Raw genomic sequence first — 24,766 nt, forward strand, 5'->3', positions numbered from 1 at the left:
AACCCACGGTGCCGTGGGCGATGACTTTATGCGGACCGGTCCCCTCCGGTCCGCCGGGGCCTCCCCGTGTGCGGCCCCTCAGGCCGATCCTGCCCCTTGCGGCGGGGCCGGGAACGGCAGGACGGCCACTGTTACGTTGTCGTGGCCCCCGCCGTCCAGGGCGTGGCCGACCAGGACCCGGGCGGCGTGCAGCGGGCGGGTGGCGGCGTCGAGCGGGATGGCCTCGGCCATCTCCCCGGCCGTCTCCGCGTAGTTCCACAGCCCGTCCGTGCACACCACCACGACGCCCGGCCGGTCCGGCTTGAAGGACGCGGTGTGCGGCTCCAGTTCGTAGGCGTCCGCGCCGAGCCAGCCGGTGATGGCGTGGGCCCGCTCGTCGGCGTACGCCTCCGCCTCGCTCATCAGGCCCGCGGCGACCATCTGCGCGGCCCAGGAGTCGTCCTCGGTGAGCCGGGCCGGGGGCGCGGCGCGGTCCAGCGGCACCCAGTAGGCGCGGCTGTCGCCGACCCAGCCGACGACGAGCAGGCCGGAGGTGACCACCGCGCCGACGATCGTGCAGGCGGGGGCGTTCTGGTGCACGGCGTGCTCGCGGGCTCCCGTGGGCTCGTCCGCGAGGGCGTTGACCGCGTGCGAGGCGACCACGATCGCGTCGTGCATGGCCTGCTGCGGGTGGGTGCCGTGCGTCAGGGCGGCCAGCAGCGACTCGCCCGCCGCCCGGGTCGCGGCCATCGAGGCGTCGTCGGGGCGGGTCGCGGAGGAGACGCCGTCGCAGACGACCGCCAGGTTCACGGGCGAGCCGTCGGGCAGCGCGGCGTGGCCGACGGCGAAGGCGTCCTCGTTGCGGTGGTGGCGCAGACCGCGGTCGCTGACGGCGGCGACCGGACCGGACTCCTGCTCCATGTGGTCGCGTTCGCGGGGCTGGGCGTGCCCGCAGTTCTCGCAGTAGCCGTCGCTGTCCACCCGGCCCGCCCGGCACGCCACACACACCTTGGCCTCCTCGGCCGCGCTCGCGGCGCCGGCGGCGGCCCGCGGGTCGGGCGCCTGGAGCGGGTAGTCGTCGGGCTGCGGGGGCCGGTCGAAGCGGACGCCGGAGACCGGGGACACGGGGGAGCCCGGGGCCTGCGCGGGGACCGCCCCGGGCACGGGCGTGTCCGGTGGCAGCGATGAGCCGCCGGAGCCGGTGCCGGGGAGGTCCGCCGGCAGGTGTGCCGCCGAGGGGGTGCCGGAGCCTCCCTCCGGGGTCGGCACGCCGGGCCAGGGGGTGCCCTGGCCGGGGATCCGGCCGGGACCGTCCGAGCCGTTCATGGTGAGCGTCGGGTGGTCCTGCGGCGGCGCGGGCGCCGTCGACAGGTCGTACCCGCACACACCGCAGAAACGGTCATCCGATTCGAGCGGCTCCGCGCAGTTCGGGCACTGCGACAGCGCGGCCTGCTGGGGCATCTGCGACATCAACTACACCCACGTCCGGGGGCGGTAACGGTTGGCCCGTTCCACCAGGTCGATCCTCTCCTCACCGCCGGGCGCCAGCCGGGCCAGCGTGCGGTAGGCGCGTTCCAGGCCGAAGCGGAGGCCCCGCTCGTCCAGACCGCTGCCGAGCAGCACCCGGCCGCCGGCGGCGGGCTGGGTGCCCTCGCCCCCGGAGAGTATCCAGTCGAGCGCGCTGCCGAGCACTTCCGCCGACAACTGCTCGCGGCGCGCCGGGTCCAGACCGTACGCCTGGAGCGCCTCGACCTGGGCCGCGGCGGCGGTCAGGTCCTCCAGGAACGGCGTGTCGGCGGCCGTCGCCGTGCGCTGCCTCAGCCGCGCCCGCACGGCGGCCACGCGCGCCGCCGTGTAGTGGATGGAGGACTCCGGCACCGACTCCAGCGTCCGTACGGCATCCCGCCGGTCCCCGGCCGCGAGCTGGACGCGGGCCAGGCCGAACGCGGCGCTGACATGGCTCGGGTCGGTCGACCACACCAGGCGGTAGTACTCCGCGGCGTTGTCGAGCTGCCCGAGCACCTCCGCGCACAGGCCGAGCGCCAGCTTGGGGGCGCTCTCGCCGGGGAAGGCGTCGTAGATCGCGTCGAAGGAGAGCGCGGCGCCCTCGAAGTCCCCGGTCACCAGCGCGGCCACGCCCCGGTACCACACCACCCGCCAGTCGTCGGGCCGTTCCTCCTCCAGCTGCGCCAGGGAGGTCAGCGCGGCCCCGGCGTCGCCGTGCTCCAGCCGGGCGCGGATCTGCCTCAGCCGCGTCTCCACGGTCTGCTGCGGCGCCGCCGCCAGCGCACCGATCAGCTCACCCGGCGCGGAGGCCATCAGGCCCGCCAGGAAGCCCGCGTTGGGGTCGCCCGGGTCGACGTGCGGCACGGGCAGGGCGAAGGCGGCGGAGGGCGTGTGGACGGGCCTGACGAGGCCTGCGGGGCAGCTCCCCGGGACCGCGGGCAGGGCGGCGGGCGTGGCTGAGCCCTTCACCTGCACCGCTCTCGTCCCCAGCAGCGACACGTCCCCGTCCAGTTCGGGGAACAACTCCGTGTCCGTGACCTTCACCTCGGGCCCGAACAGCGTCGACAGCGCGGGCCGGGGCCGTCCCGTCTGGAGGGACACGACCTCCCGCAGGACGCCCGTCAGCTGCTCGGACATCTCCTGCGCGGAGGCGAACCGGCGGGCCGGGTCGGGGTCGGTGGCGCGGACCAGCAGCCGGTAGAAGGACTCGTACTGGCGGAAGACCTCGATGTTGTCCGGGTCGGGCAGGGAGTCCACGAAGACGTTCGTGTAGCCCTGGAAGTCGAAGGTGAGGACCGCGAGCGTACGGCCCACCGTGTACAGGTCGGACGCCACCGACGGGCCGACCTCGGCGACCTCCGGCGACTGGTAGCCCACCGTGCCGTAGATCGCCGACTCGTCGTCGTCCATGCGGCGCACCGCGCCCATGTCGATCAGCTTGAGCTGGTCCTCGGTCTGGATGGCGTTGTCGACCTTGAAGTCGCAGTACAGCAGGTTGCGGCTGTGCAGATGACCGAGCGCCTCCAGCGCCTCGATGCCGTACGCGCACGCCTGCTCCACCGGCAGCGGGTCCCGTCTGCCGTTCGCGCCGCGGCGGGCGTTGGCGATCTCCTTCAGGGACTTGCCGCCGACGTACTCCATGACGATGTAGCCGTCGAGGGAGCCGGTGCGCTGGTCGAGGTGCTCCACGAAGTTGTAGATCCGCACGATGTTGGCGTGCTCGATCTCCGCGAGGAAGCGCCGCTCGGAGATCGCCGCGGCCATCGCGTCCTGGTCGCCGGTGTCCAGCAGGCCCTTGAGCACCACCCACCGGTCGGAGACCGCCCGGTCCACCGCCAGGTAGATCCAGCCCAGGCCGCCGTGCGCCAGGCAGCCCACGACCTCGTACTGGCCGTGCACGATGTCCCCGGCCTTCAGCTTGGGCACGAAGGAGTACGGGTGGCCGCACTTGGTGCAGAAGCCCTCCGTGCGCCCGGGGCGCTCCCCGCGCGCGCGGCCGACCGGCACCCCGCAGTCCGAGCGCGAGCAGAACCGCTTGCGCTCGGGTACCTCCGGGTTCTCCAGGACCATCGCGCGCGGGTCGGGCCGTGGCACCTGCGGCACCGCCACCAGCCCGGCGCCCAGCCTGCTGCGCCCCGACGACCCGGCGCTGGAACCGGAGCTGCGCACCGACACCGAGCGGCCCGTCGCCTTGCCCGACACGGACCGGGAGAGCCGCCCGGACACCGAACGGCGGGACTTCGAGGAGTGCGAGGAGTGCGTCGAGGTCCGCGAACTGCGGCTGCTGGAACGCGAGCTGGAGCTGCCGGAGGAGCCCTTGCCGCCGCCGGTGACCCCGGTGGGCGGCGAGCCCACCATGCCGCTTGCGCTGACGACCGGGGCGAGACCGCAGGTGTCGCAGTACAGCTCGCCGCCGCCCACGTCCTCGTAACTGCCCTCGCAGCCCGGCCGCTGACACGTCTGCTGTGCCTGACTCACGTCTGTTCCCCCCTACGGTCCTCGGGCCCGCCCTGCTGCGGCACGCGCGGCGCGCCGATCAGTTCGGCCGCCGCGTGCTGGTAGCGCAGCACGGCCTGTTCGGCGACCCGCAGGTCGCAGGGCGCGCTCCACAGCATGCGGCGCGCCGCGTCGTAACGCTCGACGAGGAACGGGTCCTCGGCGAGCCCGTGCCGGGCGACCTTCGCCTTGTACGCGTCCAGACGACCGCGCAGTTCGGCGCGGACCGCCAGCGGCGCGGTCACCGCGGTCAGGGACTCGCGGGCGCGCAGCAGTTCGTCCTCCGCCTTCTGCTCCAGCGACTCCAGGAGCGGGGAGAGCCGGTGCCACTGGGCCTGTCTGCGGTACTCGGCGGCCGCCGCCAGCTGCTCCTGGAGCACGGTCGGCGGGCCGCTGACCACCGGCACCTCCGTCGCGGCGATCTTCGCCAGCACCTCGCCGCGCGCGCTGCGGGCCTCGGCGAGCGTACGGTCCGCGCGGGAGAGCACGTCCCGCAGCTTCACCAGCCGCTGCTCGGCGTCCTGGCGGACCGTCAGTACGGCGTCGATCTCCCGCCGCACGTCCTCCAGGGCGCGTGCCTCACGGTCGTACACGGTGGTGTCCGGCCTGCCGCCGCCCGGCGCCGAACTGCCCTCGGCCGGTACCCAGAAGGCGAGCGGGTCGGAGACCACCTGCTCGCGCAGCCGGGTCAGCGTGCGCGTGATGCGCTCCAGGTCGTCGCCCGCCGGATGCTCACCGGGGCGCACGCCGACGGAGTGCGCCAGCTTGCGTGTGCGCTGGAGCTCCGCGGCCAGTAAATCGATCCGGGCGGGCAGCGCCGACCACACGGCGTCGGCGGTGACGACCATGTCCAGTGAGCGGGCGTACAGCTCGTTCATCCGGTCCACCAGACCGGCCAGCGAGAACCGCTCGCTGAGCCGGCCCGGGGCGGACAGCAGCGTCGGCGCGTTCGCGGTCGCCGTGGCGCTGCCCGCGACCGTGACGGACTCGCCGCGCAGCAGCTCGGTCAGCTCCACCAGATCCTCGCGGCTGGACCAGCGGCGCCGGGCGCGGATCTCCCGGGCGCCGCGCAGCGCGGCCGTGTACGCGTCGAAGTACGTCCACAGCAGCGTGATCGACGCCTCCGTGGCCGTCCAGCGCTCCTGGGTGACGCCGGTCAGTTCGGCGCCTTCGAGGAGTCTGCGGCCCGCGTGGTCCTGAAGGGCGAGCAGCGAGGTCTCGATCGCCTCGTGCTCCGCGCCGAGCCGCGCCAGCGCACGGTCCACCTCGTCCCGGTCCATCACCGGCCCGGCGGGGTCCGTGACGCCCATCGATCACCTCTCGCTCTCGTCGCCTCAAGTCTGCTGGAGTTCATGCCCGAAGATCGCCCGCGCGACGCCCCGGTCAGCTCTTGCGCAGATAGTCCGGGGTGGGTGGCTTCGACGGCCCGGAGTCCGCCCCCAGTGTCGCCGACAGCCACTTGTCGTACGAGGCCTGCCAGCCGCTCGCGCGGTACTGCACCAGGATCTGATTGACCCGGCGTACCAGATCCGTCGCGTCCTTGTTCATCGCCACGCCGTAGTAGTCGGTGGTGAAGGGGGCGCCCTTCAGTTCGACCGTCGGGTCCTGGGCGGCCTGGCTGGCGGCCAGGGCGGCGTCGGTGACGACGGCGTCGACCTCGCCGAGCTGGAGTCGTACCAGGCAGTCGAGCTGGTTGGGGACGGCGACCAGCTTGCCGGCCATCTTGTCGTGGGCCAGCCGGGCGTAGGCGGTCGAACCGGCGGCCGCGCACACCCGTTGGTGCGCCAGCGTGGGGCCGTACCCCTTGATCGGCGACGACTTGGGCGCGAGCACCTGCTGGCCGGTCTTGAAGTACGGCGCGGAGAAGGCGACTTCGCCCAGGCGTTCGCAGGTGATGGTCATCGTGCGGACGACCATGTCGACGCGGCCGCTCTTGACGGCCTCGGTGCGCTGGCTGGTGGGGATGGCCTTGAACTGGACGGCGTCCGGGTCGCCCAGGATGTCCTTGGCGATCTGGTGCGCGAGGTCGATGTCGAAGCCCTCGAGCTCCGCGCCCTTGGTGTTGGGGTTGCGGTAGCCCCAGCGGTAGCTGTTCTGGTCGACGCCCACGACGATCTTGCGCTTGTCGCCCTGACGGGCCTTGATCTTGTCGATCGTGGGACCGTCCGCGCCCGACGGCGACAGCGTCTGCTTCTCGGGGTCCTTGCACGTCTCGGCCCGCGCCTGACGCCCGTCGGCAACCCCTTGCCCGCCGAGGCCCGGCCCACCGCTTCCGTGCGACTGGCTCAGCGGCAGCAACAGCACGAAGCCCAGCGCCAGCGCGCAGACGACCGCCATCGCGCCCACCCCGCCCCAGCCCCGCAACGCGGCCCGCACTCGCTGTGCGTGCATCCTCATGCCCCCTGTCACCGGTACTCCGAAAGCCTGCGGCCGATGCCGAACAGGGCGCCGGCCGCGCCGAGGACGGCGAGGGCGGCGGCGCCGGCCGGGAGGCCCGTCATCGCGTCGCGGCCGTCGCCGGCCGACTGCTGGAACTCGGCCTGCTCGTGCGCGAGCGCGTCCTTCAGGTTCCGGTCCACGGCGTCGAAGCACTCGCCGGTCGCGCCCTTCGCGCCGATCACCAGGTCGAGGGCCTGCTCGTAGTTGCCGTTCTCGTCCTCGGAACGGGCCGACGTGTGGCGCTTCTTCCACGCGGCCATGTTGCCCTCGGCCGCCTGGACCGGCTTGGTGCCCGCCTGGTCGTCGGCGAGGCCGGCCGCTTTGGACAGGCCCTGGCCGAGGTCCTTGATGTCCTTGTCGAAGTCGTAGTAGTAGGCGTCGTAGGTCTTGTCGCCGACCTGGACGGTCTCGGCGCCGCGCGCCACCAGGCTGAGGTTCTCGTTGCCGCGCGCCTTCAGGGAGGCGATGCGGGCGTCGTGCAGCACGTTCAGCGAGCGGACGCCGTGCTCGTAGGAGCCGTCGAGGCCCGCGCGGGCGACGGAGTGGCCGACGACCAGCCAGAGCAGGACCACCGTGGCAGCGGCCGTCGCCGCGACCAGGCCGTGGTTCAGGACCCGGTTGGTGCGCCGGTACTCGCGGTGCTGGGCCCAGGCGAGCCCGGCCAGCGCGAGAACCCCGAGCGCCATCGCGGCCCACGGATAGGGCGTGGCGCCCGCGTAGTCCGCGCTCAGCCGCTGGTTCTCCTTCTTGTAGAGCTCCTCGGCCGCCGGGAGCATCTCCTTCTGCATCTTCTCGTTGGCGTACCGCAGATACGCGCCGCCCACCGGATAGCCCTGCCGGTTGTACGTGCGGGCACGCTCGATCAGGCCCTTGTACTCCGGGAGCAGCTTGTTCAGCTTGGCGACGGTCGTCTCCGAGGGGGAGCCCGGATCGGAGGCGGCGGCGGCCGTGACGAGCCCCGCCGCGGCGGTACGGATGTCGTTCTCGTACCGGTCGCGGGAGGCCGAGGTCTCCTGACCGCCCGCCAGGAACCCGCTGGACGCGGCCGTGTTGGCGTCCGCCAGGGAGCGGTAGATGTCGGCCGCGCCCGAGCTGAGCGGCTGGCTGCTGTGCAGCACGTCGTCGGCGGCGGCGGCCCGGTCGCTCTCCTGCCATGCGGTGACCGCGCCGAACACGACGACCAGCAGGGCCAGTACGGCGCCGATGATGCGCAGCCGGCCCGGTTCCGTGGTCGCCGCGCCGCGCAGCCGGTCGACGCCCTCGGCGAACGCGGTGCGCCGGGGCGGCGCCGGGACGGGTGCAGGGACGGGTGCAGGGACGGACGCCGGTGTCCGGGCCGGAACCGGTGCCTGTGCCGGCACCGGAGGTGGTGGCGCCGCGCTGCTCGTCGGCGGTTGTGTCACGTTGACCTCCCCCATGGTCATCTGCTTGCCGACCAGTATCACCGCCGGGTACGACATTGGGCAGCGGGGGGCGGCTTTGTCACCTCCCCGTGCCCATGAATACGCGTCGGGATTCTGTTCGGTTCCACGGGAGGGGTCCTCGCGGGCGCCCTCAGGCTTCCCAGTGGCTCCGCGCCCGTTCCCCCGCCTCGGCCGCCGCTCCCAACCGGTCCAGGCCCAGCAGCGCCGCCCCGAGGACCGGGCTCGCCGTCACCACCCGGGCCACCGCCTTCGGTGCCCGCACGGCCAGCAGTTCCCCGATCCGGTCGTCGAGCTGGGCGTGCCCGGCCGTGAGGACCCCGCCGCCGAGCAGCACCGGCGTCTCCTCGTCCAGCAGGTCCAGCCGGGCCAGCGCCACCGAGGCCATGGTCACCACCTCCTCGGCCAGCCGGTCCACCACGGCCCGTGCCACCGCGTCGCCGTCCGCCGCCGTCGCGAACAGCACCGGTGTCAGCTCGTGCCGCCGCAGATGTTCGACGCGTGCCAGGTGCAGGGCTTCGATGAGGGCGTACATGGAATCCAGCCCGAAGTGGGCCGGGAGCGTGCGCGCCAGCTCGGTGGGCTCGCCCCGGCCGTCCTCCGCGCGGGCGGCGAACCACAGGGCCTCCTCCGCCAGGCCCCAGCCGCCGCCCCAGTCACCGGAGATGCGGCCCAGGGCGGGGAAGCGGGCGGTGCGCCCGTCGGGGCGCATGCCGACGCAGTTGATGCCCGCGCCGCAGACCACCGCGACGCCCCGGGGCTCGGCCACGCCCGCCCGCAGGATCGCGAAGGTGTCGTTGCGGACCTCCACCGTCGCCCCCCACGCGCGCGCGTGCAGCGCCGCCGCCAGCTGTTCCTCCTCCACCGGCAGATCGGCGTTGGCGAGGCAGGCGGAGACATGGGAGACGGAGTCCACGCCGGCCGCTCCGAAGGCCCGGTGCACCGCCCGCGCCAGCTCGTCCACCGCCGCGGGCACGCCCACCGTCGGCGGACGGAACCCGCCGCCGCGGGCCGTGGCCAGGACGCGGCCGTCCGCCGCCAGCACCGCGACGTCGGTCTTGCTGTTGCCCGCGTCGATGGCGAGGACACTTGCGGTCAGGCCCACGCGAGGTGCTCCCGGTTGTGCGCGATCAGCTGGTCGGTGAGGGCTTCGGCGTACTCGTACTGGCCGATCAGAGGATGGGACAGCAGGGCCCGGAACACCCGGTCCCGCCCCCCGCGCAGCGCCGCCTCCAGCGCCAGCTCCTCGTACGCCGTCACGTTCGCCACCAGCCCCGCGTACAGCGGGTCGACCTCCGGCACGGGCAGCGGGACGGGACCTGTCGGCCCGACCGCCGCCTGCACCTCGATCACGGCGTCGTCGGGCAGGAAGGGCAGGGTGCCCCGGTTGAGGGTGTTCACCACCTGGTACGGGCTGCCCGTGCCGCCCAGCAGGGCCGCCGCCAGGTCCACCGCCGCCTCCGAGTAGTAGGCGCCGCCGCGTCTGGCCAGCAGCTCCGGCTTCTCGTCCAGGGCCGGATCGCCGTACATCGCGAGCAACTCCTTCTCCATCGCGGCCACTTCGGCCGCCCGGGACGGCTTGGTGCGCAGCTCCCGCACCACCGCGTCGTGCGCGTAGTAGTACCGCAGGTAGTACGACGGGACCACGCCCAGGCGGTCCAGGAGCGGGCGGGGCAGCCGCAGGTCGCCGGCGATGGCCTCGCCGTGTTCGGTCAGCAGCTTGGGCAGGACGTCCTCGCCCTCGGGGCCGCCGAGGCGGACGCCGGTCTCCCAGGTGAGGTGGTTGAGGCCGACGTGGTCGAGGTGGATGTCGGCGGGTGTCACGCCGAGCAGGCCGGCGAACTTCCGCTGGAAGCCGATCGCCACGTTGCACAGCCCGACGGCCTTGTGCCCGGCCTGGAGCAGCGCACGGGTGACGATGCCGACGGGGTTGGTGAAGTCGATGATCCACGCGCGCGGGTTGGCACGGCGGACCCGCTCGGCGATGCCGAGGACCACCGGGACCGTCCGCAGCGCCTTGGCCAGGCCGCCCGCACCGGTCGTCTCCTGCCCGACGCAGCCGCACTCCAGCGGCCAGGTCTCGTCCTGCTCGCGGGCCGCCTGTCCGCCGACCCGCAGTTGCAGCAGCACCGCGTCCGCGCCCTCGACGGCGGCGTCCAGGTCGGCGGTGGTGACGATCCGGCCGGCGTGGCCCTGCTTGGCGAAGATCCGGCGGGCCAGGCCGCCCACCAGCTCCAGGCGGTCGGCGGCCGGATCGACGAGCACCAGTTCCTCGATGGGCAGGGTGTCCCTGAGGCGGGCGAAGCCGTCGATGAGTTCGGGCGTGTAGGTCGAGCCTCCGCCGACCACGGTGAGTTTCACTGAAGATTCCCTCGCTTCCAGGCGCCGGGGACGACGGTCATCGGCCGGGGGTCCGGCCCGCCGCGCAGCGGCAACGGGGCACGGCGGCCCCCGGGTGAGCACAGCATGCGTGGATCAACCCTTCACTCCGGTGAGCGTGACGCCCTCGACGAACGCCTTCTGGGCGAAGAAGAACACGAGGATCACGGGGGCCATGACCAGTACGGTGGCGGCCATGGTGAGGTTCCAGTCGGTGTGGTGCGCGCCCTTGAAGGACTCCAGGCCGTAACTCAGGGTCCAGGCGCCCGGATTTTCGGAGGCGTAGATCTGGGGCCCGAAGTAGTCGTTCCAGGCGTAGAAGAACTGGAAGAGCGCGACGGCCGCGATCCCGGGCTTCGCCATCGGCAGCACGACCTTCAGCAGGGTCCGCAGGTCGCCGCAGCCGTCCACCTTCGCCGCGTCCAGGTACTCGTTCGGGATCGTCGTCAGGAACTGCCGCAGCAGGAAGATGGAGAACGCGTCGCCGAACGCCATCGGGATGATCAGCGGCCACAGCGTGCCGGACAGGTCCAGCTGCTTCGCCCAGAACAGGTACATCGGGATGATGACCACCTGCGGGGGCAGCATCATCATCGAGATCACCAGCATGAGGGACAGATTGCGGCCCCGGAAGCGGAACTTGGCGAGCGCGTACGCGACGGGGATCGAGGACACCACGGTCAGGACGGTGCCCAGGCCGGCGTAGATCAGCGTGTTCTTCCACCAGGTCAGGAAGCCCGGGGTGTCGAACACCTTGCGGTAGTTGCCCCACTCCCAGGTGTGCGGGATCAGGTCCCGGCTGAGCGCCTGGCTGTCGCTCATCAGCGAGGTCAGGAAGACGAAGACGAACGGGAGCGTGAAGAAGAGGGCGGCCGCCACGCCGAGGGAGTGGACAGCGACCCACTCCAGGAGCGCCCTGCGGCGGGCGGTGCGCTCGGCGGGGGAGGCCGGGGCCTTCAACTCGACCGGCTTGTCCAGCACTTGGGCCATCGTCATTCACCTGCCTGGATGAGACCGCCCCGGCGCCGCATCAGGAACGCGGTGAACACCATCGACAGGGCGAAGAGGACCAGGGCGACGACACACGCGGAGCCGTAGTCGAAGCGCTGGAAGCCGAGGTTGTAGACCAGTTGGGGGAGGGTCAGGGTGGACTTCTCCGGGTAGCCGGGCTCGAACTGGGTGCCCGCGCCCTGGATCACGCCCGAGGCGACCTTCCCGGCGATCAGCGGCTGCGTGTAGTACTGCATGCTCTGGATCACGCCGGTGACCACGGCGAACATGACGATCGGCGAGATGTTCGGCAGCGTCACGTACCGGAACCGCTGCCAGGCCGACGCCCCGTCCAGCTCCGCCGCCTCGTACTGCTCCTTCGGTACGTCCAGCAGCGCGGCCATGAAGATGACCATCAGGTCGCCGACGCCCCACAGGGCCAGCAGGGTCAGGGCGGGCTTGGACCAGGCCGGGTCGTTGAACCAGCCCGGGGCCGGGATGCCCACCTTCTCCAGGAGCGAGTTCACCGGGCCGGTGCCGGGGTTGAGGAGGAAGGCGAAGGCCATGGTCGCGGCGACCGGCGGAGCGAGGTAGGGCAGGTAGAAGAGGGTGCGGAAGACGCCCGTGCCCGTCTTGATCTTCGTGATGAGCAGTCCGACGCCGAGGCCGAAGACGACCCGCAGACTGACCATCACCACGACCAGCCACAGGGTGTTGCGCATCGCCGGCCAGAAGAAGGGATAGTGCTCGAAGACGTACGTCCAGTTCTTCGTGCCGCTCCACGTCGGCGGTCTGAAGCCGTCGTAGTGCATGAACGAGAAATAGACCGTGGAGATCAGCGGATACGCGAAGAAGACCGCGAATCCGATCAGCCAGGGTGACATGAAGGCGGCCGTACGCAGTGCCTTCTTCCGCTGCTTCGCAGCGAGGCCAGCCCGGCGGCGCTTCGACGCGAGGGTGATCGTGCTCATCGCTACTTGGCCTGCGCGATGTCCGTGTCGATCTGCGCGGCGGCCTTCTTCAGGCCCGCCTTCAGGTCGGTGACCTTTCCGCTCTCGTAGTCGTAACCGAGCTCCTGGACCGTCGTCAGGTACACACCGCCGTTGAGCGAGGCGGGAGCCGTGGTGGATTCCGGGTTCGCCGCGATGTCCAGGAACGTCTTGAACCGCGGGTCGTACTTCAGCTTCGGGGACTTGAGGGCCGCGAGGGTGGACGGCACGTTGTGGATGGCGTTGGAGAAGTTCACCACCGCGTCCGTGTCCGTGGTGATGTACTTGACGAACTCCCAGGCCGCGTTCTGCTTCTTGCTGGTGGCGGCGATGCCCGCGATGGTGCCGGTGATGTAGCCCTTGCCGTACTGGGCCGCCTGGTCGTCGTTCACGGGCAGCGGGGCGACGCCTATCTCGAACTTCGGCTTGGCGGCCAGGGCCATGCCGAGGCGCCACTCACCGTCGAGCTGCATGGCGACCTGGCCGGTCTGGAAGGGGTGCTTGGGGCCCCATTCGTCGCCGAGCGTGGCGCGGAACTTCTCCAGCTTCTGATATCCGCCGAGTTCGTCCACGAGGTTCTTCTGGAGCGTGAAGGCCTTTGCGAAGGCCGGGTCCTTGGCGACGTTCGACTTGCCCTTGCCGTCGAAGTACGTCGGGGAGAACTGCCCGAGATAGTGCTCGGTCGTGGTCTCCCAGCCGTGGTAGTCCGGCATGAATCCGAGCTGCTTGTAGCCGCCGCCCTGAGCGATCGTCAGTTTCTGCGCGTCGGCCCTGAATTCGGACCAGGTTTTGGGCGGACTGGTGATGCCGGCCTTCTTGAACGCCGTCTTGTTGTAGTAGAGCCCGTACGCGTCACCGAGCAGCGGCACCGAGCAGCGGTCGCCGTCGAACTGGGTGTACTCGTTCATCGCCTTCGGGAACGTCGTCTCCGGGTCGATCCTCGACTTCTTGAAGAACGGGTTGAGGTCGACCAGCGCGCCCGAGGAGCAGAACTTGCCCACGCTGTTGGTGGTGAAGGAGGAGATGACGTCCGGCGCCTTGTCCCCGCCGGTGCGCAGCGCCTGGTTCATCTTGTCGTCGGTCATGTTGCCGACGACGTTGACGTGGATGTTGGGGTGCGCCTTCTCGAAGCCGGCGATCAGCGCCTTGACCCCCGCCACCTCGTTCGGCGCGCTCCAGGCGTGCCAGAAGTTGATGGTGGTGTCCTTCGAGGCGTCGTCGGAGGCGGTCGCTCCGGTCTGGCCGGTACAGGCGGTGGTGAGCAACGCCAGCGAGGCAGTAAGGGCAAAAGCCGTCTTTCGGACAGCTGTGGGTATGGCTTCGGGCATGACGGGGTCTCCCTGGGGCGGACGGGGCGATGAGGGAAGGGGCCGTGCGGGAAGAGGGGGGTGCGGGAGGATCAGCGCGAGGTGTCGAAGACCTCGTCGCGGGTGGTCGCCAGCGCGCTCTCCAGCGCGCCGCGCAGGACGGGATGTTCACGGACGTCGCCCACGACCAGGTGCGGGCGCGGGGCCGCCAGCTCCTCCAGTTCGGCCTGGACGAGTGCGCGCAGCACCTCGCCGCCGGCGGTGAGGGAGGCGCCGCTGAGGACGACGAGTTCGGGGTCGAGGACGGAGACGAGGGAGGCGAGACCGGTGGCGAGCCGGGTCGCGTAGGTCTGGAGCAGCTGCCGGTGCGGTCCGCCCGCGTGATCGGCGGCGCGGGCCACCAGGTCGGCGGCCACCTCGGCGTACGGGCCCGTCGGCAGGTCGCCGATGCCGAGTTCACGGGCCAGCTTCGGAATGGCCTGCGAACCCGCCAGTTCCTGGTAACCGCCGCTGTTGGCCTTGGTCACCTGGCGGACCAGGGGGGTGCCCGGCACCGGCAGGAAGCCGACCTCGCCGGCGCCGCCGGTCCAGCCGCGGTGCAGCCGCCCGCCGAGGACCAGGGCGGCGCCGAGGCCCTCCTGGTTCCACAGCAGGACGAAGTCGGCGTGGCCGCGGGCCGCGCCGAGCCGCTGCTCCGCTATCGCGACGAGGTTGACGTCGTTCTCGTACTCGACCGGCATCGGCAGCGCGTGGGCGAGTTCGTCGAGCAGCGTCGGGGAGTGCCAGCCGGGCAGGTGGGAGGCGTAGCGGAGCCGGCCGGTGCCCGGGTCGAAGGCGCCCGGGGTGCCGATGACCAGCCGGTGGACGTCGTCCCGGGCCAGTCCCGCGGCCTTGACCGCGCCGTCGAGGGCGTCGGTGACCTGCCGGACGACGGGCTGCTCCGGGCGCCTGCCGGGGGTGAGCAGTTCGTACTCGCCCACCGTGCGGCCGGTGATGTCGGCGACGGCGGCGCGGATCCGGCCCGGGGTGACGTCGAGCCCCGCGGCGTGCGCGGCGGCGGGGTTGACCGCGTAGAGCTGCGCGTTGGGTCCCGGGCGGCCCTCGCTGGTGCCGGTGGCCAGGACCAGGCCCGCCGCCTCCAGGCGGGCCAGGAGCTGGGAGGCGGTCGGCTTGGACAGGCCGGTGAGCTTGCCGATCCGCGTGCGGGACAGCGGCCCGTGCTCCAGGAGGAGATCGAGGGCGGCGCGGTCGTTCATGGCGCGCAGGACGCGCGGGGTGCCCGGCGTACCGGCGGATCCTGCCATGGGTTCGACACCTGCCTTTCCAACTGCCCAGCTTCCCAGTGACCTGGGGATCACGTCCACCCGGTGATCACTGATCGATCACTGTTAGGAAAGTTTCCTATTGGGTGGGAGGAAGGTATGCCCAGGACGAAGCGGGCGTCAATAGACACCGCCCCCGAGGCAACGGAGTCGTTACCTCGGGGGCGGGTGGCCTCCGGTCGATTCAGTTGTGACCAGGTCCGCGCGGCAGCGGGCCCGTTCCCCTACTTCCCCGGAGGCGTGGCCCGCTGTGCGGCTATCGGTGTCGTGGCCGCCACCTGGGGGGAGTCCGCGTTGGAGTACACCGAGGGTGCCGCCACCGCCGCCGTCGGGTCGGGGATCTCGGCCTCTTCCAGGACGGCCGTCGCGCCGCCCACGATGCGGATGCTCGCCGCGTCGAAGGCGCGCTTGATGCGCCAGCGCAGCTCGCGTTCCACCGTCAGGGCCTTGCCGGGCATCGTCCTGGCGGAGACCCGCACCACCATCGAGTCCAGCAGCACGCTGTCCAGGCCGAGCACCTCGATCGGGCTCCACAGGAGCTCGTTCCAGGGCTCTTCCTTGCTCATCTTCTCGGCGACCTCGTCGAGGGTGGCCTTCACCCGGTCGAGGTCCTCGTTCGCCTTGACCGTGACGTCCACGCCCGCCGTCGCCCAGCCCTGGGAGAGGTTGCCGATGCGCTTGACCTCGCCGTTGCGGACGTACCAGATCTCGCCGTTGTCGCCGCGCAGCTTGGTCACGCGCAGCCCGACCTCGATCACCTCGCCGGAGGCGATGCCCGCGTCGATCACGTCGCCGACGCCGTACTGGTCCTCGAGGATCATGAACACGCCGGAGAGGAAGTCGGTGACCAGGTTGCGGGCGCCGAAACCGATCGCCACACCGGCCACACCGGCGGACGCCAGCAGCGGGGCCAGGTTGATCCTGAACGTGGACAGGATCATCAGCGCGGCGGTGCCGAGGATCAGGAAGCTCGCCACCGACCGCAGCACCGAGCCGATCGCCGCCGCCCGCTGCCGGCGCCGCTCGACGTTCACCAGCAGCCCGCCCAGCGCGGAGCCGTCCACCGCCTGCACGGTCCGGGTCATCCGGTCGATGAGCTTGGTGATCGCCCGCCGGACCGCCGCTCTGAGCGCGATCGCCACGACCAGGACCAGCAGGATCTGAAGGCCCATGGCGAGCCAGGTCGACCAGTTCTGCTCCACCCAGCTGGCGGCGTTCGTCGCGCTCTCCTGGGCGTCCTGGAGCGACGGCACGGTGGCCGTCGTCCCCGAGGGGGACGGCGAGGGGGACGGCGACGCACCGGCGGCCAGTAGGACGGCGGGCAAGGACACGGCAGGTACCTCCAGGCGCAAGCACCCGTCCGGTGCGACGTCAATGTCGCTCAGGTCACGGAAAGGTCACCGGACGGGCAGAACCACCACACTAACGGGGCATTGTGTGTGCCCGTGCCGGATCCGTGAAGGAGAGACCGCGCTCACCTGCGCTTGAACAGGCCATGATCCGGGGGATGAATGCGATGTGGTCGAAAACACTCCCAGCCCGTTACCAGGAGATGGTGGCGCTTCCACCAGCCCTGAGGGGAGACTGACTACAGATCGTCCCGGCGCGAGCCACGCGCCGCCGACGCCCAAGGAGGCACCCGTGCCGCACGTCCTGGTCCTCAACGCGTCGTACGAGCCGCTCGGCGTCGTACCGCTCCGCCGCGCGCTCATCCTCGTACTGGAGAACAAGGCCGTCTCCCTCGAGGAATCCGGCGCCTACATGCACAGCGCGACCGTCACAGTCCCCGCACCCAGCGTGGTCCGGCTCAAGCGATTCGTACGGGTTCCCTACCGGGGGCCCGTTCCTCTGACAAGGCGTGCGCTCTTCGCGCGCGACGGGGGCCGGTGCATGTACTGCGGTGGCGTCGCAACCAGCGTCGACCACGTCATCCCGCGCAGCCGCGGGGGCAAGCACGTATGGGACAACGTGGTGGCGTCCTGCCGCCGCTGCAACCACGTGAAGGCCGACCGGCATCTCGTCGAGATCGGCTGGCGGCTGCGCCACAAACCCGCCCCGCCCACCGGTCTGGCCTGGCGCATCATCGGGACCGGCCATAGGGACCCGCGCTGGTTGCCGTACTTGCAGCCGTACGGCGCGGACGACGCCTTGGCCCGGATCGACGGAATCTCCGCCTGACGATCCGGGCCTTCGCGTACCCGGGGCACGCGCGTGCCGCGGCCCCGGGGGTCCCCCGTGCCCCCGGGGCCGGACACTCACCCGGCGCTCACGCGTAGCGCAGCTCCGCCGGGTGCGCCGAGCGGCGCAGCAGGGGCAGCGAGGTGGCCGCGGCAAGCAGGCAGCACGCGTACACGACCACCGGGACCAGCAGCGCCGCGTACAGCATGCCCGGCGTGGTGTGCTCCCTGACGAGCGAGGCGTACCAGACTCCGATCCCCATGCCGCCCACACCCGCCACCGTGACCGCGGGGACGAGCGGCAGGGCGGTCTCCAGGAGCAGCGCCCGGGCCAGCACCGCCTGCGGCACCCCGGCGGCGGTCTGGGCGGCCAGCGCCCGGCGCCGGGTGGCCACGGACTCGGCGGTCCCGACGGCGAGAGCGGACAGGACGATCGCCAGGGCGACGAGGATCGCGGCGGCGGTCAGGTCGAGACCGTTGGTGTAGTAGGACATGCCCATCCCGAGACGACCCTCGCGCCGGGACGCGCGCAGATCGGCGAGAAGCACCTGCCGCACCCCCACGAAGCCCGTGCCGACGACCGTCACCAGCAGCACGGCCGCGTGCGTCCGGGCCGCCGCCCACGGGTCGTCGCGCAGCCGCTCCGCCGCGATCAGCACCGTCGCGCCCCGCGCACGGGCGGCGAGCGCCTTGCCCAGCCGGTGGGACGACCAGCCGGCCAGCCACACCGCGGCGGCGCCCACCAGCAGGAACAGGGCGAAGACCGCGAGCGGGCCGACGGCGAGTCCGAACAGGGGGAGCGAGAAGGGGTCGCCCACGAACGCGGCCGCCGCCACGAACAGCGCGGACACGCCCAGCAGCACGGTCGCGACCAGGAACAGCCGCCCCGGGCCCACCGGCCGCACCCGCCGTACGACGCCCAGGGGCGACGTCACCACGCGGCGCAGCGACAGCGCGCTCACCGCCGCGCCGGCCGCCGGCACCAGCAGCGCCACCGCGGCCAGGCCGGCCCAGGCCAGGGGAACGGGGTGGGGCCACAGGCGGAGCAGGACCGGTACCGAGACCGTCGTGGCCACGGCGGAACCGGCCAGGCAGGCGAGCCCCGACTCCAGCGCCGCGATCCGCCGCACCTGCGCGGGCCCGGCCCCCGCCAGCCGCAGCGCGGCCAGCCGCCGGTCACGGTGCACGGCACCGATCCGCGCGCTCTGCCCGAGGAACCCGTACACCGGGATGAGCAGCAACGTCAGCGCGAAGACCACGCCGCCCCGGGTCCCCTCCTCGTCCAGCAGCCCGCCGCCGACGCCGATGTGATGGTGCCCGTCCATCGGCATGAGCACGGCGACCACCATCGCGATCCCGGTCGCGAGCCCGGCCCCGACCGCCGTCAGCAGGACCCGCCACCCTTCCCGCCGGTCCGACCCCCGGGTCAGCAGCCAGGCGAGCCGCAGATCGGCCCTCATGCCGTCACCTCCGCCGGCAGCACGGCCCCGTCGCCCATCCGCACCTCGCGGTCCGCGTACGCCGCGACCTGCGCGTCGTGCGTGATCAGCAGCACCGCCGTGCCGGACTCGCGGACCGTGTGCACCAGCGCCGTCATCACCTGCTCGCTCGCCAGCGAGTCCAGCGCCCCCGTCGGCTCGTCCGCGAAGACCACCCGCGGGCCGGTCACCAGCGCCCGGGCCAGGGCGACCCGCTGTGCCTGGCCGCCGCTCAGCTCGCCCGGCCGCAGCTCCTCCTGCCCGCGCACCCCGAACCGCTCCAGCCACTCGCCCGCCCGCTCCCGCGCCCCCGCGCGAGCGGTTCCGGCCAGCATCAGCGGCAGCGCCACGTTGTCCCCGGCGGTCAGCTCCGGGATCAGCTGCCCGAACTGGAAGACCACGCCGAAGTCGGAGCGGCGCAGCTCGCTCAGCCGCTTTTCCGGCAGCCGGTCGAGCCGCTGCCCGTCGTACGCCACCGAGCCCTCGTCCGGGCGGGCGATGCCCGCGAGGCAGTGCAGCAGCGTGGACTTGCCGCTGCCACTGGCCCCGGTGACGGCGAGGATCTCGCCGGCGTGCAGGTCGACCGAGGCGCCGCGCAGCGCCTGCGTCCTGCCGTGCGCCTTGACGAGGTCCCGGCCCGCGAGGAGCGGTACCGAGGGGTCCCCCTTGCTGTTCATGCTGCGTCGACCTCCGCGGTCAGAGTGATCAGCCGGGCCGCCGTGGTGTTCATCCAGCGGAGGTCGGCGTCGAGGTGGTTGAGGGCGTAGTCCGCCGAGAGCACGGTCGCCAGATCGGTGTCCGCGGCGGTCTTGAGGGCCGTCAGCTCCCGCATCCGCTTCATGTGGGCGGCACGCTGGGCGCCGAGGTAGGCGGCCGGCTCGCCGCCCGAGAGGATCGACACGACGACCTTGGCGAAGATCTCGTTCGTCACGAACGGCGCCGGCGGGGCGATCTCGGCCGCCCAGCGGGTCAGTTCGTGCGAACCGTTGTCCGTCGAGCGGTACAGGGTCCGCTCCGGTCCGCCGTCCGCGTCCGTGCCGTCGACCTCCGCGAGACCGTCACGGACCAGGCGCTGCAATGTGGTGTAGACCTGCCCGTAGGCCAGTGGCCGGGCCTGTGGGAACCGTTCGTCGTGGCGTCGCTTGAGGTCGTAGCCATGGCTCGGCCCCGCCGCGAGCAGCCCCAGAAGAATGTGCCGGGTGCTCATGGACATCAGTATGCACTAGCTACATGTACTGAGTGAATAGTGGTGGGGCGCGAGGACGGGCCGACCGGGATGTCGTATCCCTCACGTAGTTACCCCTCATACGTCTGCCATCGCGTCCACTGGGTAGGCCTGCGATATCCCGCCACCTACCGCCGTACCGATCGCAACGACAAGGAGGCCCCCGTGGCCGCACTGGCACACCCCCTGCTCCCGGCCCCGTCCAAACCCGGGGCGGAGCCTTCCGCCGACACCCAGGAGCTGTACGCCTGCGCCTTCAGCGCCGAGGGAAGCTATGTCGAGGCGCCGCTGACGAGTGAACCGCCGCTGCCCGACGCCGAGCCCCTGACAAGTGAACCGCCGCTCTCCGACGCCGCCCCGCTGACCAGCGAGTCCGACGCGACCCCGGACTCCTTCGGCCCGGGGCTGTAGATGGCCGCACCCCTCGACGAGGAGCTGTCCCGGCTCGCGGAGCTGCATGGCGTCGCCACCTCCTACAGCCCGTCCCCGGACCGCACGGTCGCGGCCTCCGCCGACGCCGTCGTCGCCGTCCTGGCCGCCCTCGGTGTCGACGCGGCCACCCCCGAGGCCACCCGCGACGCCCTCGCCGAGAGGGAACGGGAGCTGCGCGAGCGCCTGCTGCCGCCGAGCCTGGTCCACTGGACCGACGCCGGAGCCGGTCCCGCCGCCCTCGCCGCCCTGCCCGCGGGCACCCGGCTGAGCGTCGAGACCGAGCAGGGCGAGACCCGGGCCGCCGCCGAGGGACTCCCGCCGGGCGTCCACCGCGTGACCGCCGCCGCCCCCGACGGGCGCACGGCAGAGGCCCACCTGATCGTCGCGCCGCCCCGGCTGCCCACACCCACCGGACGCTCCTGCGGACTCCTCGTCCAGCTCTACTCCCTGCTCTCCGCCCGCTCCTGGGGCATGGGCGACCTCGGTGACCTCGCCGAGCTGGCCGCCTGGGCCGGGCGCACGGCGGGCGCCGGATTCGTGCAGGTCAACCCGCTGCACGCGGCCGTACCGGGCGCCCCCACCGACCCCTCGCCCTACCGGCCCTCCTCCCGCCGCTTCCCCGACCCGGTGCACCTGCGGGTCGAGGACGTCCCCGAGTACGCCTACGCCGAGGACCGCGAACAGCTCCAGGCCGTCCTGGAGCGGGCCGCCCGGCTGCGTGCCGGCGTACTCGACAAGGGCGCGCTGATCGACCGGGACGCGGTGTGGGAGCTGAAGCGGGAGGCGCTGGAGGCCGTGCGCGCGGTCCCGCTCGGGCCGGGCCGGCAGGCCGACTACGCCGCCTTCCGCGCCGGACAGGGCCAGGCCCTGGAGGACCACACCACCTGGTACGCGCTCGCCGAGGTGCACGGCTCCGACTGGCAGGCCTGGCCCGCCGGGCTGCGCGACCCCCGCTCGCCCGAGACCGCCCGCGCCCGCGCCGAGCTCGCCGACCGCGTCGGCTTCCACTCCTGGCTCGCCTGGCTCACCGACGAGCAGCTCACCGCCGCCCAGCGCGCCGCCCGCGAGGCGGGCATGCGGGTCGGCATCGTCCACGACCTCGCCGTCGGCGTGCATCCCGGCGGCGCCGACGCCTGGGCGCAGCAGGACCACTTCGCCGCCGGCATGTCCGTCGGCGCCCCGCCCGACGCCTTCAACGCCCGCGGCCAGGACTGGGGCCTGCCGCCCTGGCGCCCCGACCGCCTGGCCGCCTCCGGCCACGCCCCCTACCGCCGCCTGCTGCGCGCCCTGTTCCGCTACGCGGGCGCCCTGCGCATCGACCACGTCATGGGGCTGTTCCGGCTGTGGTGGGTGCCGCAGGGCGGGCCGCCGACGGAGGGCACGTACGTCCGGTACGACGCCGAGGCCATGCTCGCCCTGCTGGCGCTGGAGGCCTCCCGGGCGGGGGCCGTGGTCATCGGCGAGGATCTGGGCACGGTGGAGCCCGGGGTACGCGAGACGCTCCAGCGGCGCGGGGTGCTCGGCACGTCGGTGCTGTGGTTCGAACGGGACTGGGAGGGCGACGGCCGGCCGCTGCCGCCGGAGAGCTGGCGCGCCGACTGCCTGGCCACCGCCACCACCCACGACCTGCCGCCCACCGCCGCCCGCCTCACCGGCGAGCACGTCGAACTCCGCGACTCCCTCGGCCTGCTCACCCGCCCCCTGACCGAGGAGCGGGCGGAGGCGGCCGCCGACGCCCGGGAGTGGCTGGCCGTCCTCGACCGGCTCGGTCTGCTCGGAACCGCTACCCCGGCCGGGGAGGAGACCGCCGCCACGGAGGAGGCCGAGATCCAGGCCGTCCACCGCTTCCTGCTGCGCACCCCGGCCCGCATGATCGGCGTCTGGCTCCCGGACGGCATCGGCGACCGGCGCCCGCAGAACCTCCCCGGCACCTGGGACCAGTATCCGAACTGGCGCCTGCCGATCGCCGACGCGGCGGGGCGCCCGGTGACGCTGGAGGAACTGACGGGGTCGCCGAGGGTGCGGGCGCTGCTCGCGGTGCTGGGGGAGGGCTGAGCCGTGGCGTTCATAGTCCACCCCGGACGCGCGGCCCATTCCGGCGTTCGATACTTTGGCAACGTGGACAAGAAGAACGCCCTGCGCGCCGGCGCCCTGGCCGCCGGTACGACGCTGATGATGCTGCTCATGTCGTCCCCCGCGCTCGCGGTGACCCGCGACGACGGTGACGACCCCGGCCAGCCGCTGAGCATGGGCGCGACGCTGGGTCTCTATGTCGTGCTGCCCCTCGTGATCTTCGGGATCATCGCCGGCCTGGTCATGGTGCTGGACAAGTCCGACAAGGCGAAGCTCGTCAACACCAAGGCCAAGGCCAAGGCCTGACCTTCGCAACTCCCGTCGAGGGCGCCGGTGACGCCGGCGCCCTCGACGTGTTTCCCGGCGCCCCGGATCAGGCGGGATCGGGCGCCGTCAGATAGCGCTGCACGGTCGGCGCGAGCCACGCCACGATCTCATCGAGGGTCAGGGCCGCGGCCGGCTCGACGCGCAGCACATGGCGGGTGAGCGCCAGCCCCAGCAGCTGCGAGGCGCACAGGGCGGCCCGTACCGGGGCCTGACCGGGGTCCGGGCAGGCCTGCCGGGCCACCGGCAGCAGCTGGTCCCGGAAGATGCCCCGCATGCGCTCGGCCCCGGCCTGGTTGGTGACGCCGACCCGCAGTACGGCGGTCAGCTCCTCGTTGTCCTCCCACATCCCGAGGAAGTGGGTCACCAGCGCCCGCCCGATCTCCTCGTGCGGCAGTGCGTCCAGGTCCGGCAGGCGCAGGTCGATCGCCACGGCCGCCGCGAACAGACCCTCCTTGTTGCCGTAGTACCGCATCACCATCGACGGATCGATGTGCGCGTCCCCGGCGATCGCGCGGATGGTGGCCCGCTCGTATCCGTCGGTGGCGAAGCGCTCCCGGGCGGCGGCGAGGATCGCGTTGCGGGTGGCGTCGGAGCGGCGGGGGCCCGTGCTGGCGTTCATGCCGTAGAGCGTAGGTCAACAACTGTAGGCCAACAAGTGTTGACGCCTTCTGTGCGCGGCCCTAGGCTTGCCAACAAGCGTTGACCAACAAGCGTTGGCATCCCAGGGGGCCCTCATGAACGGCACGACTGGCACCACCCGCACCGCCCACCGCGTCCTCGTCGTGGGCTCCGGTCCCACCGGCCTCCTCCTCGCCGGCGATCTCGCCGCCGCCGGCGTTCCCGTCACCCTCGTCGAGAAGCGCCCGCACCGGATCAGCAACCTCTCCCGCGCCTTCGTCCTGCACGCCCGCGCCCTCGAACAGCTCGACGCCCGCGGCCTCGCCGACGACCTGGAGGCGGTCGGCCGCCCCCTCGACCGGCTCCGCCTCTTCGGCCGCCTCACCGTCCGCCTCGACACCCTCCCCTCCCGCTTCAACCACCTGCTCGTCCTCCCGCAGTACGAGGTGGAGAAGGTGCTGGAGCGACGCGCGGCCGAGGCGGGCGTCGACTTCCGGTACGAGACCGAGCTGACCGGCCTGACCCAGGACGCGGACGGCGTCACGGTCCAGGTCGAGGGCCCGGACGGCGGCACCGGGACACTGCGGGCCGCCTACGTCGTCGGCGCCGACGGCATGCGCAGCGCCGTGCGGGAAGCGATCGGGCTGCCGTTCCCCGGCAAGTCGGTGATCCGCTCCGTCGTCCTCGCCGACGTGCTGCTCGCGGAGAAGCCGGAGAGCCTGCTCACCGTCAACGCCGTCGGCGACGCCTTCGCCTTCATCGCCCCCTTCGGCGACGGCTACCACCGCGTGATCGGCTGGCACCGGGGCCGCGACGTCCCGGACCACGAGCCCCTGGAGCTGGCGGAGGTCAAGGAGATCACCCGGCTCGCCCTCGGCCATGACTTCGGGATGCACGACGCCCGCTGGATGTCCCGCTTCCACAGCGACGAGCGCCAGGCGCCCGCCTACCGGGTGGGCCGGGTCTTCCTGGCCGGCGACGCCGCCCATGTGCACACCCCCGCCGGCGGGCAGGGCATGAACACCGGCCTCCAGGACGCCGCCAACCTCGGCTGGAAGCTCGCCCAGGTCGTGTGCGGCCACGCCCCCGAGGCCCTGCTCGACACCTACCAGGCCGAGCGCCACCCCGTCGGCAGGTCGGTGCTGCGCAGCAGTGGCGGCATCGTCCGCCTCGCCATGGCCAAGCGCCCCTGGGAGCTGGCGCTGCGGGCCGCCCTCACCACGTTCCTCGACGCGGTCGGCCCGGCCCGCCGCAAGGTCGCCGCCCAGGTCACCGGCATCGGCTACGACTACGGCGCGCCGAAGGGCGCCCACCGCCTCACCGGCACCCGCGTCCCGGACGTCCGCCTGTCCGGCGGGGGCCGCCTGTACGAGGCGCTGCGCGGCGGCCGGTTCGTGCTGATCACCCCGCAGACGCAGCCGGAGGCGTACGAGGACGGGTCCGGGCGCGCGGACCGGCTGGCCGTGGCGCGCTGGGCGGCCGACCGCCGTACGACCGTGCTGGTCCGCCCCGACGGATACGTGGCCTGGGCCGCCGACGCGGCCGGTGCGGCGGCGATCGGGGCGGCCCTCGCCGCCCACGTGGGGTGAGCCACGGAAAGGGGCGCCC

21 protein-coding genes are annotated in these 24,766 nt (G+C 72.7%); 5 read left to right on the top strand and 16 right to left on the bottom strand.

The window, feature by feature from the left end; genetic code table 11:
• Window positions 1–78: 78 nt before the first annotated feature.
• The 12 genes from ABZ915_RS06480 to ABZ915_RS06535 form a co-directional block, all read right to left on the bottom strand.
• Entirely contained in the window at window positions 79–1,449 is a 1,371-nt protein-coding gene (locus tag ABZ915_RS06480) for a protein phosphatase 2C domain-containing protein (RefSeq protein WP_361796782.1), read from the bottom strand.
• Between the two features lie 3 nt (window positions 1,450–1,452).
• Window positions 1,453–3,963 (bottom strand): tetratricopeptide repeat protein, encoded by a 2,511-nt coding sequence (locus tag ABZ915_RS06485; protein WP_361796785.1) that lies wholly within the window; start codon window positions 3,961–3,963, stop codon window positions 1,453–1,455.
• Window positions 3,960–5,291, bottom strand: a complete 1,332-nt coding sequence (locus tag ABZ915_RS06490) for a hypothetical protein (protein WP_361796788.1) — start codon at window positions 5,289–5,291, stop codon at window positions 3,960–3,962. The genes ABZ915_RS06485 and ABZ915_RS06490 overlap by 4 nt, the downstream gene beginning before the upstream one ends.
• 73 nt (window positions 5,292–5,364) lie before the next feature.
• Complete coding sequence (locus ABZ915_RS06495) at window positions 5,365–6,372, bottom strand: glutamate ABC transporter substrate-binding protein (RefSeq protein ID WP_361796791.1); 1,008 nt, start codon at window positions 6,370–6,372, stop codon at window positions 5,365–5,367.
• Window positions 6,373–6,386: 14 nt separating this feature from the next.
• Window positions 6,387–7,838 (bottom strand): hypothetical protein, encoded by a 1,452-nt coding sequence (locus ABZ915_RS06500; RefSeq protein WP_361796794.1) that lies wholly within the window; start codon window positions 7,836–7,838, stop codon window positions 6,387–6,389.
• Between the two features lie 136 nt (window positions 7,839–7,974).
• Window positions 7,975–8,946, bottom strand: coding sequence for a BadF/BadG/BcrA/BcrD ATPase family protein (locus ABZ915_RS06505; RefSeq protein WP_361796797.1), 972 nt, complete (start codon window positions 8,944–8,946; stop codon window positions 7,975–7,977).
• Entirely contained in the window at window positions 8,937–10,202 is a 1,266-nt protein-coding gene (locus ABZ915_RS06510) for a 6-phospho-beta-glucosidase (protein ID WP_361796800.1), read from the bottom strand. Before ABZ915_RS06510 ends, ABZ915_RS06505 begins: the two co-directional genes overlap by 10 nt.
• A gap of 114 nt (window positions 10,203–10,316) precedes the next feature.
• Window positions 10,317–11,210, bottom strand: coding sequence for a carbohydrate ABC transporter permease (locus tag ABZ915_RS06515; RefSeq protein ID WP_361796803.1), 894 nt, complete (start codon window positions 11,208–11,210; stop codon window positions 10,317–10,319).
• Window positions 11,211–11,212: 2 nt separating this feature from the next.
• The gene (locus ABZ915_RS06520; RefSeq protein WP_361796806.1) at window positions 11,213–12,181 is read right to left on the bottom strand and encodes a sugar ABC transporter permease; all 969 of its coding nucleotides are present in this window, start codon (window positions 12,179–12,181) and stop codon (window positions 11,213–11,215) included.
• 2 nt (window positions 12,182–12,183) lie between these two features.
• Window positions 12,184–13,527: an ABC transporter substrate-binding protein gene (locus ABZ915_RS06525; RefSeq protein WP_361796809.1), complete on the bottom strand. Its 1,344-nt coding sequence runs from the start codon at window positions 13,525–13,527 to the stop codon at window positions 12,184–12,186.
• 71 nt (window positions 13,528–13,598) lie between these two features.
• Window positions 13,599–14,810: an ROK family transcriptional regulator gene (locus tag ABZ915_RS06530; RefSeq protein ID WP_361796812.1), complete on the bottom strand. Its 1,212-nt coding sequence runs from the start codon at window positions 14,808–14,810 to the stop codon at window positions 13,599–13,601.
• A 242-nt stretch (window positions 14,811–15,052) separates the two neighbouring features.
• Window positions 15,053–16,159 carry a mechanosensitive ion channel family protein gene (locus ABZ915_RS06535; RefSeq protein ID WP_361796815.1) on the bottom strand — a complete coding sequence of 369 codons (1,107 nt, stop codon included), beginning with the start codon at window positions 16,157–16,159 and terminating at the stop codon, window positions 15,053–15,055.
• 310 nt (window positions 16,160–16,469) lie between these two features.
• Between ABZ915_RS06535 and ABZ915_RS06540 the strand changes: the two genes are divergently transcribed.
• The gene (locus ABZ915_RS06540; protein WP_361796818.1) at window positions 16,470–17,006 is read left to right on the top strand and encodes an HNH endonuclease; all 537 of its coding nucleotides are present in this window, start codon (window positions 16,470–16,472) and stop codon (window positions 17,004–17,006) included.
• A gap of 88 nt (window positions 17,007–17,094) precedes the next feature.
• Here the strand turns inward: ABZ915_RS06540 and ABZ915_RS06545 are convergent, their stop codons facing one another.
• Genes ABZ915_RS06545 through ABZ915_RS06555 form a run of 3 tightly spaced genes read right to left on the bottom strand, consistent with a single transcriptional unit; the run spans window position 17,095 to window position 19,690 of the window.
• On the bottom strand, window positions 17,095–18,465 hold the full coding sequence (locus ABZ915_RS06545; protein ID WP_361796821.1) for an FtsX-like permease family protein: 1,371 nt from the start codon (window positions 18,463–18,465) through the stop codon (window positions 17,095–17,097).
• Window positions 18,462–19,160: an ABC transporter ATP-binding protein gene (locus tag ABZ915_RS06550; protein ID WP_361796824.1), complete on the bottom strand. Its 699-nt coding sequence runs from the start codon at window positions 19,158–19,160 to the stop codon at window positions 18,462–18,464. The genes ABZ915_RS06545 and ABZ915_RS06550 overlap by 4 nt, the downstream gene beginning before the upstream one ends.
• Window positions 19,157–19,690, bottom strand: a complete 534-nt coding sequence (locus tag ABZ915_RS06555) for a PadR family transcriptional regulator (protein ID WP_361796826.1) — start codon at window positions 19,688–19,690, stop codon at window positions 19,157–19,159. Before ABZ915_RS06555 ends, ABZ915_RS06550 begins: the two co-directional genes overlap by 4 nt.
• Before the next feature lie 183 nt (window positions 19,691–19,873).
• Here ABZ915_RS06555 and ABZ915_RS06560 point away from each other — a divergent pair, with 183 nt between their 5' ends.
• The 3 genes from ABZ915_RS06560 (at window position 19,874) to ABZ915_RS06570 (ending at window position 22,519) form a co-directional block, all read left to right on the top strand.
• Window positions 19,874–20,119, top strand: a complete 246-nt coding sequence (locus ABZ915_RS06560; RefSeq protein WP_361796829.1) for a hypothetical protein — start codon at window positions 19,874–19,876, stop codon at window positions 20,117–20,119.
• Window positions 20,120–22,195, top strand: coding sequence for a 4-alpha-glucanotransferase (gene malQ, locus ABZ915_RS06565; protein WP_361796832.1), 2,076 nt, complete (start codon window positions 20,120–20,122; stop codon window positions 22,193–22,195).
• A 63-nt stretch (window positions 22,196–22,258) separates the two neighbouring features.
• Window positions 22,259–22,519, top strand: a complete 261-nt coding sequence (locus ABZ915_RS06570; RefSeq protein ID WP_361796835.1) for a hypothetical protein — start codon at window positions 22,259–22,261, stop codon at window positions 22,517–22,519.
• Between the two features lie 67 nt (window positions 22,520–22,586).
• Here ABZ915_RS06570 and ABZ915_RS06575 read toward each other — a convergent pair whose 3' ends face one another.
• Window positions 22,587–23,159, bottom strand: a complete 573-nt coding sequence (locus ABZ915_RS06575) for a TetR family transcriptional regulator (RefSeq protein WP_361796838.1) — start codon at window positions 23,157–23,159, stop codon at window positions 22,587–22,589.
• Window positions 23,160–23,274: 115 nt separating this feature from the next.
• Between ABZ915_RS06575 and ABZ915_RS06580 the strand changes: the two genes are divergently transcribed.
• A complete protein-coding gene (locus tag ABZ915_RS06580; RefSeq protein WP_361796841.1) occupies window positions 23,275–24,747 on the top strand; it encodes an FAD-dependent monooxygenase in 1,473 nt (490 codons plus the stop codon).
• Window positions 24,748–24,766 lie beyond the last annotated feature (19 nt).

It is taken from the genome of Streptomyces sp. NPDC046915 (assembly GCF_040644935.1).
In the GTDB taxonomy this organism is placed as follows: Bacteria; Actinomycetota; Actinomycetes; order Streptomycetales; family Streptomycetaceae; genus Streptomyces.